The organism is Ktedonobacter sp. SOSP1-85 (assembly GCF_016587415.1).
In the GTDB taxonomy this organism is placed as follows: Bacteria; Chloroflexota; Ktedonobacteria; order Ktedonobacterales; family Ktedonobacteraceae; genus Ktedonobacter.
Genome location: NZ_BNJI01000002.1, coordinates 99,657 through 116,442, shown reverse-complemented (window position 1 = coordinate 116,442; position 16,786 = coordinate 99,657). Strand labels below are relative to the sequence as shown.

11 protein-coding genes are annotated in these 16,786 nt (G+C 52.4%); 6 read left to right on the top strand and 5 right to left on the bottom strand.

Translation table 11 applies throughout. The annotated features are described in order from the left end of the window. The first annotated feature begins 971 nt into the window (after positions 1 to 971). Positions 972 to 4,553 (top strand): protein kinase, encoded by a 3,582-nt coding sequence (locus tag KTE_RS28760; protein WP_201387496.1) that lies wholly within the window; start codon positions 972 to 974, stop codon positions 4,551 to 4,553. 1,726 nt (positions 4,554 to 6,279) lie between these two features. On the opposite strand, the gene KTE_RS47965 is transcribed toward KTE_RS28760, so the two are convergent. Together KTE_RS47965 and KTE_RS28750 are read right to left on the bottom strand one after the other, a co-directional pair. Then, positions 6,280 to 8,514, bottom strand: a complete 2,235-nt coding sequence (locus tag KTE_RS47965) for a hypothetical protein (RefSeq protein ID WP_236600715.1) — start codon at positions 8,512 to 8,514, stop codon at positions 6,280 to 6,282. Between the two features lie 124 nt (positions 8,515 to 8,638). Next, complete coding sequence (locus KTE_RS28750; protein WP_201387494.1) at positions 8,639 to 9,349, bottom strand: hypothetical protein; 711 nt, start codon at positions 9,347 to 9,349, stop codon at positions 8,639 to 8,641. Between the two features lie 358 nt (positions 9,350 to 9,707). On the opposite strand from KTE_RS28750, the gene KTE_RS28745 reads away from it, so the two are divergent. The 3 genes from KTE_RS28745 to KTE_RS28735 are packed head-to-tail and all read left to right on the top strand — an operon-like array spanning position 9,708 to position 12,064. Continuing rightward, positions 9,708 to 10,106: a hypothetical protein gene (locus KTE_RS28745; protein ID WP_201387492.1), complete on the top strand. Its 399-nt coding sequence runs from the start codon at positions 9,708 to 9,710 to the stop codon at positions 10,104 to 10,106. Further along, entirely contained in the window at positions 10,107 to 10,778 is a 672-nt protein-coding gene (locus tag KTE_RS28740) for an AAA family ATPase (protein ID WP_201387490.1), read from the top strand. A gap of 11 nt (positions 10,779 to 10,789) precedes the next feature. Beyond that, a complete protein-coding gene (locus KTE_RS28735; protein ID WP_201387488.1) occupies positions 10,790 to 12,064 on the top strand; it encodes a recombinase family protein in 1,275 nt (424 codons plus the stop codon). Here the strand turns inward: KTE_RS28735 and KTE_RS28730 are convergent. Beyond that, the gene (locus KTE_RS28730) at positions 12,016 to 12,408 is read right to left on the bottom strand and encodes a nitroreductase family protein (protein WP_201387486.1); all 393 of its coding nucleotides are present in this window, start codon (positions 12,406 to 12,408) and stop codon (positions 12,016 to 12,018) included. The genes KTE_RS28735 and KTE_RS28730 overlap by 49 nt on opposite strands. A 342-nt stretch (positions 12,409 to 12,750) precedes the next feature. Between KTE_RS28730 and KTE_RS28725 the strand changes: the two genes are divergently transcribed. Continuing rightward, the gene (locus KTE_RS28725) at positions 12,751 to 13,575 is read left to right on the top strand and encodes a hypothetical protein (RefSeq protein WP_201387484.1); all 825 of its coding nucleotides are present in this window, start codon (positions 12,751 to 12,753) and stop codon (positions 13,573 to 13,575) included. A gap of 85 nt (positions 13,576 to 13,660) precedes the next feature. Here KTE_RS28725 and KTE_RS28720 read toward each other — a convergent pair whose 3' ends face one another. Both KTE_RS28720 and KTE_RS28715 read right to left on the bottom strand, forming a co-directional pair. Next, positions 13,661 to 14,203 (bottom strand): dihydrofolate reductase family protein, encoded by a 543-nt coding sequence (locus tag KTE_RS28720; RefSeq protein WP_201387482.1) that lies wholly within the window; start codon positions 14,201 to 14,203, stop codon positions 13,661 to 13,663. A 206-nt stretch (positions 14,204 to 14,409) separates the two neighbouring features. Continuing rightward, a complete protein-coding gene (locus KTE_RS28715; RefSeq protein ID WP_201387480.1) occupies positions 14,410 to 15,654 on the bottom strand; it encodes an ABC transporter substrate-binding protein in 1,245 nt (414 codons plus the stop codon). A gap of 208 nt (positions 15,655 to 15,862) precedes the next feature. Here KTE_RS28715 and KTE_RS28710 point away from each other — a divergent pair, with 208 nt between their 5' ends. Next, positions 15,863 to 16,780 carry a branched-chain amino acid ABC transporter permease gene (locus tag KTE_RS28710; RefSeq protein ID WP_201379672.1) on the top strand — a complete coding sequence of 306 codons (918 nt, stop codon included), beginning with the start codon at positions 15,863 to 15,865 and terminating at the stop codon, positions 16,778 to 16,780. Positions 16,781 to 16,786: the final 6 nt, after the last annotated feature.

Sequence of the window (16,786 nt, the reverse complement as noted above, 5' to 3'; positions counted from 1 at the left end):
AAAAGGAAGGGTTGACATGGATGTGTCAAGAGATCTTTCTTAAAAGTGGTGCTGAAAAGGCACAGATCTCTGGAGAGCGATGATGCGTCGAAAGGCGCCCGTCACGTTCGGGAAGGGGCCGTTGGAAAAGGGCCGAGCTTATGATACCACCTGGTTTCCAGGTAGGTCTAAGCAAATATCGGTACCTCGCTGGCGGTCTACTTCATGCCAAATGCCTTCCTGTAATGGGATGGACACGGTGAAGGTCCGCCAGGGTAAGTCCTGAGAAAACGAAATAAACGGATAAAGGAAGGAATGCAGATGACGAGAGGCTCGACCTCTTGGTGCGCCTTCCCATGGATTTCCATGAATCTGCTCTTCGCGAGTACTTGGACCCAACTGGAAAGCGCAGTGCGGTAAAAGTCGCATGCTGCGTTTGGAGGGGGGGAAAGGCCGCAAGGCCCTACCTATCCCTACTCCTGGCAATTTTGTGCATTAGCGTAACTTTGTTCTAAAAACGAGTGGATGGCAAATCTTTTCAGTTCACAGTTTTCCTCTCTCATTTCCCTGATCGAGCGTAAAATCTGAGCGGAGCAACCAACCGTGAATAGGCTGTTGACTTCACTGAAAGTACATTCAGTTCACAGTCTGAGCTTCATCCAGGCTTCCTGCACATTTTCGCTAACATCTTAGGCCACCCTCTGATATCTCAATCGCTTTTGATATCATCGCAGATGGAGCTTCTTTTTGCCTCATCCTTGCTTAAGTTGGTGCGTATGAGGGAAAAAATGTCGGGACCCCTATCGGTCCTCCATTCTATTTCCACTCGATTTCCATGCTGTGACCGTAGTCATAGTTTCACATCATAAAGTAATGTATAACAAGAGAAAGAAAGTGAAACCTTCAAGAGAAGAGAGATCTCCATTTGCCTTTTCTTGTGTGCTTCAGGCCCAGTATAGGGCGATCGTTTCAGGCAACAAAGGAGGACCAGCATGAACCACCAGAACTGGCGGACAGGGGATGTCATTCTGGAGCAGTATGAGGTAAAGGATAAACTGGGTGAGGGCGGTATGGGTAGTGTGTATCGGGTGCATCACCGGGGTTGGGATCTTGATCTGGCTGTCAAACGTCCCCAGCCAGCCATCTTCGCCAGGGTGGGAGGCAAAGAAAACTTTATCCGCGAGGCGGAGACCTGGGTTAACCTGGCGCTGCATCCGCATATTGTCAGTTGCTATTATGTGCGCACCATGGATGAACTACCAGTAATCTTCGCTGAATATGTGCCAGGAGGCAATCTGGCGGACTGGATCCGCAGTCGGCGTCTGTATGAAGAAGGGCCTCAGCAAGCCCTGGAGCGCATGCTTGACATCGCCATCCAGTTTGCCTGGGGGTTGCACGCTGCCCACGAGCAAGGATTGGTCCACCAGGATATCAAGCCCGCCAATGTGATGATGACCCCTGAAGGGATGCCCAAAGTGACCGATTTCGGCCTGGCTAGGGCACGCGCGATGGCAGGCGATCCGGACAGAGGCCAGCAAAGCATCCTGGTCAGCTGGCAAGGGATGACCCCGGCCTATTGCTCGCCCGAACAGGCGGCACAACAGGCATTGAGTCACAAAACCGATATCTGGAGTTGGGCTGCGTCAATCTTGCATATGTTTGCCGGAGGAGTGACATGGCTCGCCGGGCCAGCAGCGGGTGAAGCGCTTGCTGAGTATCTCCGCCGTGATCCAGTAGAGCCGCATCTCCCTGCTGTGCCCGCCAAACTGGTTGTCCTCTTGCGCCACTGTTTCCAACTTCGACCAGGGGATCGCCCTGCCACGATGCAAGAGGTTGTGGAAGCTTTGCAGGAAATCTATGCCCATCAGATCGGGCAAACGTATGCGCGAGAGATGCCACAACCGGCGACGATGCTGGCCGATACCCTCAACAATCGTGCACTCTCGCTTTATGACCTGAACAAGGTTCAGGAGGCGATACAGGTCTGGGAACAAGCACTACACGTCAATCCGCATCATCTGGAAACGACGTATAATCGAGGAGTGGTGCTCTGGCGACAAGGTGCCATAACGGATGACATGCTGCTTCATCAACTTGAGATGGCAAAAGCAGCCCACACCTCCCCTGGACGAGCATCGTATCTGCTGGCACAGGTTCATCTGGAACAGGGGATGCCGGGCAAAGCACTGCCATTGCTCAAAAAGGCCTCAAACATGGTGGCTAGTGAGGAAGAGGCGCAAAAACTCTACCAGCAGGCACAGGCGGCAGCTCACGACCATCGTCTCAAACCGTCTATCTTCCAGGTGCCCGGCGGCTTTTTCCAGGTGGCTGACGGCTTTATAGAAGGATGCGTAAGCCTGAGTGCTGATGGACGTTTCCTCGCTGCCTCCAGTAGTGGGTATAAGACGGCCCTGTTTTGGGAAGTGAGCACCCGCCGCCACCGCCAGTTCGCCCAGAACCGCCATACTGGCGCTGTGACGTCAGTGAGCCTGAGCGCCGATGGAAGCCTGCTTGCCTCCAGCAGTAGCGATAGGACGGTACGCCTGTGGGAGACTAGCACTGGTCACTGCCGGCGTCTCTTTCGGGGACATACTGGATCAGCTATTTCTGTGAGTCTGAGCACTGATGCTCGCTGGCTCGCCTCTGGAGGACACGATTCGAACGTCTATGTGTGGGATGTGAACGTTCATGAACGTCACTGGCCGTATCGTACCTTCCAGGGGCATACTGAGGCTGTGATGTCTGTGAGCCTGGGTGCTGATGGAAGCCTGCTTGCCTCCGGCAGTCACGATAGCACGATACGACTGTGGGACGTGAGTACTGGTCGCTGCCTGCATGTCCTTGCTTGTCTGGTGTCATCAGTGAGCCTGAGCGCTGATGGAAGCCTGCTTGCCTCTGGCAGTCACGATAGCACGATACGACTGTGGGAGACCAGCACCGGCCGCTGTGTGCGTATATTTCAGGGGCATACGGAGTCTGTGATCTCGGTGAGTCTGAGCGCCGATGGCCATTGGATCGCCTCCGGTAGTCACGATAAGACGGTACGCTTGTGGGAGACCAGCACCGGCCGCTGTGTGCGTACGTTTCAGAATTGTCCAACAAGTACAGTAAGCTTGAGTGCTGATGGCCAATGGCTTGCCTCCGAGAGCAACGAGGGGAAGATTTCCCTGTGGAAGTGCCATAACTCTGGTTTCAGGTATGCTCTCTCTCCATCACGCATCCACTCCCATGCCGCCGTGATGCGGACTGAGCAATATGCCATGGGTCAGATCAAACAAGCTGAGCAAGCTTATCGAGAAAACCACGTTGCTGATGCATTAGGTCTCTTACATCAACTCCGAACGGTACCTGGGTGGGAGCACCACCCGCAGAGTTTAGAGGCGTGGAAGACACTCTCACGTGTCTGTGCCCGAGTGACATTGCGTACAGGCTGGCCTGCCAGCGTCTTTGATCAATCTCTCGGAATAATTGGTCTGAGTGCCGATGGAAACCTGCTCGCCTCCGGTGATGAGGATAGGATGGTACGACTGTGGGAGACTAGCACCAGCCGCTGTGTGCAGACGTTTCAGGGCCATACTGCTACAGTGAGTTCGGTGAGTCTGAGTGCCGATGGAAGCCTACTCGCCTCTGGTAGCAGAGATAGCACGCTACGCCTGTGGGAGACCAGCACCGGTCGCTGCCTCCATATCATTCAGGACCATATTGGTGTGGAGGATTCAGTGAGCCTGAGTGCTGATGGCCGTTGGCTTGCCTCGGTAAGTTCTGGGATGCTACGGTTGTGGAAGACCAGCACCGGCCGTTGTGTGCGTACTTTCTATGGGCTCCTTCGTTCGGTGTCAGTGAGCCTGAGTGCCGATGGAAGCCTGCTCGCCTCCACTCTTGATGATAAGGATAAAGTACGGTTGTGGGAGACTCATACCAGCCGCTGTGTGCAGACGTTTCAGGGCCATACTGACGCGGTGAGATTGGTGCGTTTGAGCGCTGATGGGCGTTGGCTCGTCTACATCTGTGGAGATAGAACCATATATGTGCGCGAGACCAGCACCGGCCGCTGTGTGCAGACGTTTCAGGGGCATATTGCTCCAGTGACGTCCGTGAGCCTGAGCACTGATGGACGCTGGCTCGCCTCTGGTAGCAGAGATAGCACGCTACGCCTGTGGGAAGTGAGTACCGGCCACTGCCTGCATATCTTCCAGGGCCATACTGACTGGATACGTTCGGTGAGTCTGAGTGCTGATGGATGTTTTCTCGCCTCAGGGAGTTCCGACCACAGTGCGCGTTTATGGGCACTGGATTGGTCGCTTGAAGCCTGTGAGCTGGCTGACTGGGATGAACGTGTTCGCCCGTATCTGGAGGTTTTTCTGGCTCAGCACACACCACATACTGGCAGACTTCCACGTGCTTGCCAGCCTGCAACGTGGAAGATCCCACGCATCCTGATGCGCCAGAGCCTTCCGGCCTGGAATGAGGAAGATTTTCAGGGGCTTATTCGCCAGTTGCAAGATGCGGGCTATGGTTGGCTACGCCCAGAAGGGGTACGTGAGCAGCTTGAGCAGATGGTACGCGAATGGTAAGGTGGTTGTTGTGCATCCACCTCTTCTGTATCCACATTTTCTGGTTGCGCAAGGAAAGCGAGAAGGACCGGCCGAGCTATTTTCTCCTGGCCGAGCAGGATAGCATGATCGTGGGGTCCGGCCTGTCAGGCCCTGCGTTAAGGAAGACGCCTTGGAGCCGCAAAGTAGATAAGTGCGGCACAGTTTTCGTTTAGAGTGCTTCAGAGGTGCCCATGGGGGTCAAGTATTAACCGTACGGAAAACCACGCTAAGAGCTTGGATGGTGATAACGAACGTTATCACCTATCCAGTTTGGAATGCCATATGTGCCGTAAGGCCGCTACAAACTGTCTAGTCTTGCGAGGATTTAGACGTTAAGAGGATACATAGCCGGCAAAAGTTAGAACTAAAGTGCTCTAATGCACATTTTTACCAGGATCTTAGCCCTTCCTCACCTTGAGTTGGTCTATCAAAAAGACCAGGTCTGGAGCATCTGATGGTAAATGGCACGAAGAGTGAGCACTTTTCTTTTCAGCGCGAAGGGTGGGATTTTGGTGCGAAGGGTGAGCAACTCATCTATCTAGTAAATTGGATGAAACTCCGACCGATTTTTGGGTGAAACCGAGGAAATCAGCGCGAAACCCAGGAATCATCCACAATGCAAGTTGAACTATGGCTCTGGAGGCGGCTCATGGCACTCATTGTCTGTAAATTCACAGGTCTGGTGATCGGGGAATTCCCGTCTTTTCTAGCCGAAAGAGAAAGCATGTGTGCCAAATGTCGAACCTTCAGACTCCTTTCATGCATGGGCTGATACAGGTAAAGCACGAGATACTTGTGGTGCTGACTATCCGAATTGACAAAAATGGAGTCCAACAATCTGCTTCTGGAGCAGTTTTACCAAGTTCTAATGGTCAATTCCTTAGTTTCATGCCGATTTCCTTGGTTTCACCCAAAAAGCCGCATGAGTTTGACCCAATTTACTACTATCTCTATTCGATAAAATGGCTTCAAAAGTCCGTTCGTCATTTTCATTTTTGTAAATTCACTGGCAGCAATTGCTTGAATTGTAGACAGAAAACCGGATCTTTCAGCCCGTAACGGGACCCCAAACGGGCAGCCTCGCCGGATATGGCTCAACTCTTTGCATGTAGAGAACGCGCAAAGGCAGCAAAACGAAAACTGAATTTACAGAAACGATAGAGAACGATCTGCTGCTGAAGCGGTTTCTCCCTTAGTCAATTGATGAGCTGCTCACCCTTCGCACCGATTGATCATGCTTTGTGATGAAACCTGATCACTCTTGGCCCAAATTACCATCTGAATCTCAAGCTTACCGGAACGCGTGTAGAGATCATCACCAGATGTACCTGCCCTTAGCGGTATTGAGAGGGGAAAACATATCGGGACCCCGATAAAACATCGAAGCATGCCATCTACATAGCAGTTTACGAACCTAAAGTGAATTTGCCAGAGATATCATAGTTGGGTGAACACGAGTATCCTGCAGCATTCCAAACTGCGTCAAAAATTGGTCGCATTGCTTTAGCTAGGTCATCATCGAAATTCTCTATCATAACTTCGGGAAGAAGGAGATTCACTCTATCAAATTCGTTACTAGCTGGTTGTCTCCTTTCGCCAAATTTCGGATGATAGATTCTGTAGCCTTTTACTCCAAGAAAACTCACCATAATAAATAAAGGTGGATCGATCTTCAAGAGCTTTTGCAAATCAATATATCAGGGTTTCAGGCCACGCACTGTTTTTGCATATTTAGAATGGGACGAGGAACATTTTCAGCGAAAAAATGCAGACGGCGACCATCTGGCAAATGCGGACATGCAGCATTCACCCGCTCACAGAGAAGAGTAAGATCACGGTTGTACTGTCGATCATTGAAGGAGCAAAATGCAATCGTCACCGTCTCATCACTCTGGACAATCAATCCTGGAAGGTGGAAAAAGGGGGCGAGTCGTTTCCAAGTCGCTTGAGCAAAGGAAGTTGGGAAATAGTGATCTCGCGTCCACATGACCAGGTTCGTGAGAGCAACCTTAAAGACGGTCATTACCTGATCCTTCCGATTATCCAACTCATACATCGTTCGCTTACTGACCGTTAGATCTTCTAATGCACGTAAGATTTCACGTTGTTCGCGGCAGTACTTCTCACACTTCGCAAACTCCTGATTGCTCGTATGATAGGCTTTCCATTGTCGCTGCTGGTACTTCTCAATCTCAGCATCGGCGAGAGCCTTTTGCTCTTTCATGGTTTTCCGCAGGAGCCAGTGCTCCATTCCCTGCTGCTCTAACTCGATCTGATGATCATTGAGCGCGCGGTAGAGTTCTGTTGCCTGCTCCTTGGTAAGCTTGCAGCGTTTTCGGTACAGCTTGCTCGCATTGTGGGAGCGCTTACGTGCTCCTTCTGCCCACCTCTGGACATTCGCCAGCCGTTTTTCCAGGGTTATTCGTTTCTTTACCACCTCAGAATTCTCTACAGGCTTTTTGCTGTAGCCATGATTCGTGTCCAATCCTAACGGGAGCAAGAAATCACGGATGATGTTTTCTTGCAACGGCCAGCGCTCTATGTACATTTGAGCCAGTTCTACAGCATCAACGGTTGAAGCGGTTGTCACAATGGGGATAAGTTTCGGAGTGGTGGCTGGCCGAGAGGCTGGTGTAGCCTGCCATCCCTCATCCCACCACCTGCGATCCTCCCAGTTCAAGTCCGCATCCCAGCGCTTAGGATATTCCCGTTCGTCTTCTGTAGGAGGTAGTGGAACCTGATGGCATAAATTGCGGATCAGAGCGACACGAAGCTGGAGAGATTGCCCTTTCTGTTCTGGTAAAGGAAGGGTAATGGATGCAGGTGCCACCTCACGCAGAATCTTTCCCTGTTTTGAGACACGCAGCGGGACAAAGTCTCCAACATCAGTAAATGAGTCGAGTCCAGCATATTGATCGGCTCGCAGGACAGAGATGATGCTTCGCCCTTCACTTCCTAGTAGGGCAAGAAATTCAACTGCCATCCCCTCACGATCTACAACGATTTGCTGAACAGCACCAGGACCGGTTTCCTGCTCATAACGCTTCACAATAGCTGGCAACCCAAGCGTCAAGTGGTGATCTCCACGATGGGTAGTTGCCAGCAGAGGATGACCACGAGCATCATGCAGCAACACGAGCGCTCGGCATCCCAAGATAGCGCTCAACCGCCCTACTAGCCCACGAGGAATGAGCATATCTGTGTAGACCGGCTTGCGATGCCCGTCCACGTAAAAGCAGGCTGATGGGTTTGTACATGGGCCAGACTGAGTGGAAGGATACCACAGGCCAGTTGTCCATCTCGCCAGCGCATTTGTTAGCATCTCGGCACCATTGGACTCGGCAACTTCTGCGAGGAATCGCTCCGTGTGAAAATAGCCATAGGCACGCGGACGTCCAGTAAGTAAAGCGAGGGCATCGCCCGTGTAGCTGCGCAAGTCCCAGGTCCGATGCAAACCCACAGCCCCAAGAAACAACAAGGTGAGTGAAAGCCGGAAGCGCGAGGAACTGGAAAGGCTGGCTAATCGTGATGGTTTTCGTGAAGCTAAACCAGAGAGAGCTTCTTCTAGTATGGTTAACAAGCCCGTTTGCTGTGCTGAGGCGAGTAAAAGGAGCCCTCCAGCTCCCTCTTGCCAGTGGGCTTCTTGAGATGGGCTGGAAGCAAAACGTTTGTTTTTGCTCCGAGCAGCCCGGCTACTCAAGCCCAGTTGTCGACGCACATGATTGAGGTGCCCAATGCTGACTGAGATCCCAAATTGTTTTTGCAAGGCCGCTTGCGCCTCTCTGCTAGGTGTTTCTGGAGCAGGTGTCAACAGCATTTCGAGAAACGTCCTCACTGGTTCACGGAGTTTGGCAAGATGTCCGTGTCTACCATCTTGAAAAGCGGTTTCTCCACAGGCACGCCACGCATGAAGCCAACGATACGCGGTGGATCGACTCACTGGGATTCCTACAGTGGCAGTTGCTTCTTTCCAAGAAGACCCTTCTTGCATCAAGAACGCCACTTGCTCTTTTGCTGTGCGTCGCTGCTCCTTGACCATCAGATTACGCTCCTCACCGCGACGCTTAGACCTCATAGAACTCATAAAACAAAGCAATGGGACTTTGAGGGGAGAGCACCTGATAGGGAAAACAGCTCGCGAGGCCTTCGATGGTCTTAGACTTTTGCAGACAAGAGAGGAAAGCGTCGGCAAGATGTCTATGAACTCGACCATCACGCTGCAAGAATTGTCCCCACAGAGACATGTACTGGAACTCACCATCTACCACCTTCATAGCCTGGGTATACTGGACCGGGAACAACCGCCTGTAGGCATCGATATTGTAGAGCCATGAGTTGCCTCGAACGGTGGGAATATCGCCGTACTGTTTTTTGATCTTGGCAAACATCATTTTGAGTTCCTGCAACCGAACTGGCATCCTTTCCTTGCTGAGTGGTCCAGAACCGGACATATCTGCGTTCGCAAAGTGATAGCGGATCGTGTTCTCTTCAGGAAGATAACTGTAATGAAAGCATCCATAAGGGTATGGCGAATGGAGCTCTCTCTTGTGTTGATAAAAGGTGTAGGTCCACATGGCTCTCTCCGGCGCCTGGCGTAGGCCTGTGAGATAAGCTTGCCAGACTGGATGAGTCGGGTCAAATGATCGATCGATTGGAAACTGCATATACAGATTGGTGAAGTCGAGCAAGGCCTCCTCAAAGTTAAGGTGGCTTACCCGAACAATAGACTCGGCAAAGAGGAACTGGAGTTCAAAGAAGGTTGGTGACAGGTCCATTGATGTGATGGTTCCTTCCTTTTATCATGGAGGTGAAGATACAGAACATGAGCTGTTGATGAGGCTTCAAATGAGAACCTTAGGATAACAGACAGGGATGTCTCTGTCTAGATATGCAAATGCTTTGAGTGGCCTGAAACCCTGTCGATTCATTGGGTATAGGTTCTTTACAAGGGTGATTCTGCACGAATACTTAGTATTTAAGCTCAAAGTGATATGATTTATATCAATGTATCTGTAACGTCTAAACATATGAATTTATCTTTCCACTTGAAGTTGGTTTTATCGTCTCTATAGTAGGCAAGAGGACGTCTCTCTGAAAGCAGCGTCCAAACCAGTATGGAAGCAGGTGAGGAAGATGGACCCAGTATCAACTGCCTTGATTGCGACCAGCACAGTAGTTGCAACAACAGGCCTGACCGAAGTAGGCAAGACAGCCCTTCTTGATGCATATACCGCCTTGAAAACCAGGATTACCCAGCGCTTTGGACACAAACATCCCGTTGTGGATGCCATCGAGGCTGTGGAAGCCAAACCCACATCCCAGGGACGGCAGGCAACACTGGTAGAGGAAATTACTGAAGCGCATATCGATCAGAATGCAGAATTATGCCAGCTGGCCGAGCGTGTACAAAAGATCCTTGGAGAGCAGGCCCGGGGAAATCCTTCTATCCAACAGATAATCAGCGGTAGTTACAATGCTATCTCGATGTATGGCGATCCCAGTGTGAATGTTCACTTTCCAAAGGACGCATAAATGGTGGACGAACACCAGCCTTCAGTGAAGCAAGAGATTTCTGGGGATTTTAATGCCACCTCAATATACGGCAATCCCAGTGTTCATTATTATCAAGCGCCTATTTCCTCTGAGCTGCCAGAGCACGTGTGGATGGTTCCTTATCGTCGTAACCCCCTTTTTACAGGGCGTGAGCAAATTCTTCAGCAGTTGTACAATAGCTTTCTTACTGACCGAGCAGCAGTACTCACCCAGGGACAGGCCATCAGTGGCCTAGGAGGCATTGGCAAGACGCAGATTGTCGTGGAGTATGCCTACCGGCACAGGGAGGACTACCGCTTTGTGCTTTGGGTGAATGCAGCATCACTGTCAACACTCACCGCTGACTTTCTCTCTATTGCACAGCATTTACAGTTACCTCAGCGTGTAGAGCAAGAGGAAGAGCTGATTGTTGCAGCTGTACGGCACTGGTTAGCGACCCATGAGGATTGGCTCCTTATTGTCGATAACGCTGATGATCTGCCCCTGGTGTGGCCTCTCTTGCCTGCTGGCAGTACTGGTCATGTGCTACTGACCACGCGGAATCAGCATGTGGGAAGGATGCAGGGATTCTGGATAGGCTCGTTACCCCTCTCTGAGGGAGCCGTGCGAAGGAAACGCTACCCGAAGATCCCACACTGGCCGAGGCCATGATAACGCTGAAGATGAGCTTTGCACAGAAGGAACGTGAGACGATTGTTACACGTGTGCAGCTAGGGAAGCGCGCACGTGTGACCGAGCAGAAGCGCTATCTGGGCGGGTACAAGCCACCCTTTGGCTATCGTTTCGATGATCCTGTGAAGAAGAACAAGCTTGTTATTTATGAGCCAGAAGCAAAGATCGTGCGCAAGATCCTTGAGATGCGTGCAGCTCGGCATGGTATCCTTGCTATCACCAAGTACCTCGTAGACAACAAGATTCCAAGCCCCAATGGCAAATCAGACTGGAGTTCCCGCACAGTACGCACCGTCATCGAGCGCTCGCAGACACTCTACCGTGGCATCGCCTATGCCTATAAGTTTGAGAATACTAAAGAGTTCCGAGAGGACCGATGGGTGGCCGTTCGCAAGAGAGTACCACTGGAGCAGCAGCTACCTTTGCCGGAGGGCACTGTGGAGCGCATGATCTCTGATGAGTTGGCAGCAAAGATTACAGAGGTGAACGATGTCATGGTGCAGGAGGCGAGCCGCAATAATAAGCACGAGGTGACTGCACTCCTGCGAGCTGGCTTCGTCTACTGCGGTATCTGTGGCAACGCTATGACGGTTTACCACGACCATCGGCGCGAAGAAAAAGCACGCTATCGCTGCAATAGCCACAACCGTCCTGGCGTCAAGTGCCCTGGTGTGGAGATGCTTGCCAGTACCCTGGATGCTGCTGTGTGGGCTTACGTCTGTAAGAAGCTACACGACATGCAGGATGTGGAGAAGCGCCTGTCGAAGTTGCTGAGCCGTGGTGGGCTTAATTCTGCTGTCAAGTCTACTCTCCAAGCGATAGAGGACCAGAAGCTTCTTCTCGATCAATACCGCAATGATCTCAGGAATCCCAGGCTGGCTCCTGGCACACGCGCCATCGTTCTTGAGGACTTAAACACCCAGACAAAAGTGATGGAGAAGTTGCAGGAAGAGCTGGACGAGATCAGGACCATGCAGGCGTCCCAGGATCGTGTGATGCAGGACTACAAAACGTTTCGGGAGTGGGCCAGGGACTTTGTGCTCTCTGGTGATGCGAATCCCGATGCATCGTACCAGAGGAAGCGTGACTGCTTGCGGTTTATGGGTGTGCAGGTGCTCGTCTATAAGCACGGCAGTGAGCGGCGTTTTGATGTGACGGTCAACCCAAAGAGCATTATGAAGTATCTTGAGATTCTCCACGAGGAGGACGAGGAGGCTCAGGAAGCGGAGGGAGATGGCGCAATTGAGAGTCCCTTATGCCAGTAGGGGACGGGCCAGGCGATCTCCGCGCCATCCTCGTCGACCTTGTCGTTCTCCTGGTAACGACTATGATAGGCCGCCTCGCTCGTGCAAGGAATGACCAGCACGGGTGCCTCGGAAATAAAAGAATGGAAGCCAGAGGAGACATATTCCTGCTCGTCGCACAACTCGGCGATGGCATTCTTCATCTCCTCGCGCGTCACGACGATAAAGGACTGCCCCTGAGTAAAGCCCGCGCTGGGAGCACGTTGAGCCAGGGCCAGCAGGCGCTCAACAGTTTCGGGCGCGACTGGCTCAGAGGTAAAGTGGCGTACCATGCGGCGTTTGCGTACGACATCGGAAAATTCCATAAAATATAAGTTCCTTTCGTGGCACTAAGCTAGCGGGCAATAATGTAGAAGTGTATAGCGGCTATAGCGGGGGTGAGAATGGTAATAACGCATCCAGATATTTAAATTATAGCAATGTATGTCAATCAAGAAGCCTATCCTCGGCGTCCAATATGCATCAGGTGGAAGTGTCGTACACTCTTTCTCCGCGTTTGAGCCAACTTTGTGCATTTTGCACTGATATATAATGTATAATCTATACATTATCAAAAGATTTATATATGCCTTGAGTATTCTATGCTGGCCGCCAGGCGTAATTTCTGAAGCATATTCTGAAGCGTATAGAGAAGAGAAGGAACTCATATGCACATTGGAAAATTCTATTTACCGAAAAAGATCCTCTTCTGGCTTGTTCTATTAAGCATCTTTGCCACATCCGCCACGGTTGTGGCGGCCTCACCCGCGCAGGAGCGCGTCGCGAGCATCAGGTCAAATGGGGTCGAGCTAGCTTTACATGTCCCCAATGAACCGATCTTCTTAAGTGAATTACTACCTGTCGATGTGTCCCTCACTAATGAGAACTCACAACCTGTCACATTCATGGGTGACATCAACTCCACATTGTTCTGTAAGGCAGCTCTAAAACTTTCTATAAAAGGTGGTGGCGAGCCACACTTTCAGCTTCCCCATGAACAAAATGGCGTTACTCATGGCTGTGGTGCCTTTGGTGAGGTCACGGTTCAGCCTCATCAGACTGTGACGGCCCATTATTTTCTGCCCATGACCGCGAGCGGCGCTGTAACGCTCCAGGCGAGCGCATCGTTAGCTAGTAGAAGTGGGGATATTGTAAGCACAAACGATGCCTTTATCCATCATACTCCCACCCTGGCACTTAACGTCAGCCCGCAGATACCTGCTGAGCGGAGGTTATCCTTACGGCTCTCTGGCTCGCACATCTTTGTTAGCGCACCCTCCCCGGCGCGAGCACACCTGTATTATCAAGCGTTTGGCGAATGCCAGTATGGCGATGGTAGCTCGATCCATCGAATCCTTGAATGGATAACTCTCCCTGACCCCGCTTTGAACGTGCCAGACTGCGCTCGCGATACCTCTAGAACTGTTACTGGCCTGGACTGGGGTGTATCAGTTGGCTCTCCTGGCTATGCCATTGCCACCCTGAACAAATAAACAAAATCCTACGACATACAAAAAGAGGCCTTAGGCAAATGCCCGGACCTTTTTGTATGTCGTATTGCTGCTATGGTACTCTCTTTTAGGCGGGATAGTAGGAGAGAATTGTGACACCGGAGCTAAACGTCTTGACCTCACCCAGGCGCAGCGTCTTCTTGTCGATACCCTCCTGGAAGAGGCGCTTACCTTTGCCCACTACGACAGGGTAGAGCATGATCCGGTACTCATCAATGAGGTTATGGTGCGCGAGCGCGTTGACAAGGTCGGCGCTGCCTGAGAGCAGGATGTCCTGGCTCGTCTGCTCTTTGATTTTGGCTACCTCTTCGGCAATGTTCTCGCTGATCACGGTTGAATTATTCCAGGTGGCCTCCTTGAGGGTTGTGGAGATAACATACTTGGGGAGGCTGTTCATGCGGTCGGCGAAGCCTGCATCATCCTTCATGGTGGGCCATGCTGCGGCGAAACCCTCGTAGGTCACACGGCCCAGGAGTAGCGCGTCGCTGGCAAATAATTCATCGAGCTTAAACTTCGCTGCCTCATCACTCCAGAACTGGAAGGACCACTCATTGGGCGCCTCCATGACGCCATCCAGGGTTACATACTCTGTCGCAACGATCTTTCCCATTGAATTTCCTCTTTCTATTATGACCCCTACACGGGATTTTCTCGGGTTGTGCTAATCTCTTCTCCCTCCACATGGAAAAAGCGGAAATCTTGTTGCCTTATGACCATTCTATCAGGCAAAAAGGGAGGGTAGGAGTTGCGGATGTACAATCCGCAACTCCTACCCTCCCTTAATCCAGGACCGTCAGACGATGGTTGTATGAGCGATCAGGGCCAGATGGAGGAGGCCTTGATGAAGTCGCTGACGGGCGCGAGCTGGCCATTCTTGATCTGCAAGAACATAAAGTCACTGACGCCGCTGTGGTGATCGGCGCTCCAGGTCAGCGAGGGACCAAAGCCGGTGTCATAGCCGCTGAACTGGCTATCGAGTGCCTTGCGCAGGCTATCGCGGGTCAGGTCTTTGCCGGCCTTTTGTAGCGCGTCTACAAAGATCTTGGCGTTGATGTAGCCGTAGAACTTGTAGGCGCTGAAGACACTATCCCCGCTGGTGGCCTGCAAGTATTCCTGCCCAATCGGGGTGTTTGTGCTGGTGTACCCGCTGACGTAGATGCCTTCACCCGCCTTGCCCAGCACCTTCGCCCAGGAGTTATCGGCCATGGGATAGTTGGCGAGATAGCCCAGGGGTGGGCGGTAGCCCTGCTGCGCGGCGGCGGCAACAAACTTGGCGGTAGGCCCTGGCAGGCCGTTTAGTACGATGATATCAGGGTTGGCGGACTTCAGGGTCTGGATCGCCGCTGAGAAGTCGGTGTCGGTCGCCTTGTAGCCGGTGGAGGCCACGAGCTGACCACCATACTTCTGCAAGGATTCGCCCAGGGTTGTCTTCTGTTGTAGACCCAGCACATCATCTTCGTAGAGCAGGGCCACCTTCTGGGCCTTAAGCGTCTTGGTGAGGTAGTAGCCCAGGACATGACCCTCGTCGCCGTAGTTGGGTTGCGTCATCCACATCCAGGGCAGCGTCTTGCCCTGAGCATCGGTAAACTTGGAACCGCCGCCAACCGGGTCCACCATGGGAATGCCCTTGGGGCCAAGATAGGCCGAGGCGACATTGGCGGCACCTGAGCCGCAGACCTGGAAGACGCCAAAGACATTGTCCTGCTCAACCAGTTGGCGTACCGCATCGCGTGTTTTTGTCGTGTCGCCGTTATCGCTGACCTGCACGAACTTGATCTTGCGCCCATTGATGCCGCCAGCCTTATTGATCTTGTCGAAATAGAGCTGGTCGCCCTGCAAAATAGGTTGACAGATGACCTTAATAGCGCCCGTGGTATCGAGTACTCCGCCAATCGTAATCGTGTCGTTCGTCACTCCGGGAACGTTGCTGCTATCACCTGCCGCCGCGCTACTACCGCCGCACGCGGACAAAATCAATAGAAGCATGCTCGCCAGCCCCAGAGTGGCATGCCATCTGCGCCTACCCAGGTATGATGCTCTTTTTAAAAATAATTTGCCCATGTCGCCTGGTTCCTCCTCTTTGATCTCCCCCACACTCTTTGTGGGATGCGCCTCAATACACTTGACGTCAGCCAGAGAAAAAGATACATTACTATAAACATGACACTTGAGTCATGTATCATATAACAGATAAATGATAATTGTGTCAAGGGATGAAGTGGGTATAAAGGGATTGATTTGAGATTACCGTAAAAGGAGAACACCATCCATGCTTGCGTTGGTCCAGGTTCTCATCTCCGGGCTGGTCACGGGCTGTCTGTATGGTCTGCTGGCCCTGGGCATCGTGCTTATTTATCGCACAACGGGCGTGCTCAACTTCGCCTATGGAGCCATCGCCTCGTTCTGCACCTGCTTTATGTATGCGCTTATGTCACTGGCGCACCTGAACTTCTGGCTGGCGGCCCTGCTGACCCTATTCGGCTCGCTGCTCTTTGGCGCGCTTCTGGAGCGAGGTTTTGCCCGTCCTGTGTTGCGCGCTCCCATTTTTACCAAGGCCATCGCGACGCTGGCCCTGGCCCTGGTGCTGGAGACCGTGGCGCAGCTTATCTGGCCTCAGCTTACCTCTCCGGTGCGCTTCTCTACGCCTTTCGAGGGCCTGGCACTCCATCCGGGTGGCCTCTACCTCTCGCTCATCGATCTGCTTGTGGTGGGGGTAACTGTTGTGCTCGTGCTCGCGCTAAACCTCTTTCTTACCCGCACCAGCCTGGGCATTGCTATGCGCGCGACCTCAGATAATCTCCCTACGGCGCGCCTGATGGGCATCCCCGTGGGCCTGATCTTCTTGTTGGTCTGGTCGCTCGCGGCGCTTATCGCGGCCCTGGCTGGCATATTACTGGCCAGCCGCCAGCAGTTGATCGAGGTACGTTTTATGGACCCCATCCTGTTGCTGGCCTTTGTGGGCGCGGTCCTGGGAGGCCTGGAAAGCCTGCCGGGCGCCCTGCTGGGTGGTATCCTGGTGGGCGTCGTCGATAACCTGCTAACGCTACTGCTCGCGGGCCACACGCTGGGCGCGCTGAATATTGGCGACCGGAGTATCGTTGAGATGCTCATTTTCGTGGCTTTTGTGCTGGTTCTCTTGCTACGGCCTCAAGGGCTACTTGGGCGCGCATTGTTGCGCAGGGTATAGCCGTTC

Excerpts from the sequence above, each read along its gene's own strand:
- KTE_RS28750 (WP_201387494.1), bottom strand. The coding sequence starts at position 9,349 with ATGGACCTGTCACCAACCTTCTTTGAACTCCAGTTCCTCTTTGCCGAG.
- KTE_RS28745 (WP_201387492.1), top strand. The coding sequence starts at position 9,708 with ATGGACCCAGTATCAACTGCCTTGATTGCGACCAGCACAGTAGTTGCA.
- KTE_RS28735 (WP_201387488.1), top strand. The coding sequence starts at position 10,790 with ATGAGCTTTGCACAGAAGGAACGTGAGACGATTGTTACACGTGTGCAG.
- KTE_RS28760 (WP_201387496.1), top strand. The coding sequence starts at position 972 with ATGAACCACCAGAACTGGCGGACAGGGGATGTCATTCTGGAGCAGTAT.
- KTE_RS28720 (WP_201387482.1), bottom strand. The coding sequence starts at position 14,203 with ATGGGAAAGATCGTTGCGACAGAGTATGTAACCCTGGATGGCGTCATG.
- KTE_RS28710 (WP_201379672.1), top strand. The coding sequence starts at position 15,863 with ATGCTTGCGTTGGTCCAGGTTCTCATCTCCGGGCTGGTCACGGGCTGT.
- KTE_RS28730 (WP_201387486.1), bottom strand. The coding sequence starts at position 12,408 with ATGGAATTTTCCGATGTCGTACGCAAACGCCGCATGGTACGCCACTTT.
- KTE_RS28715 (WP_201387480.1), bottom strand. The coding sequence starts at position 15,654 with ATGGGCAAATTATTTTTAAAAAGAGCATCATACCTGGGTAGGCGCAGA.
- KTE_RS28725 (WP_201387484.1), top strand. The coding sequence starts at position 12,751 with ATGCACATTGGAAAATTCTATTTACCGAAAAAGATCCTCTTCTGGCTT.
- KTE_RS28740 (WP_201387490.1), top strand. The coding sequence starts at position 10,107 with ATGGTGGACGAACACCAGCCTTCAGTGAAGCAAGAGATTTCTGGGGAT.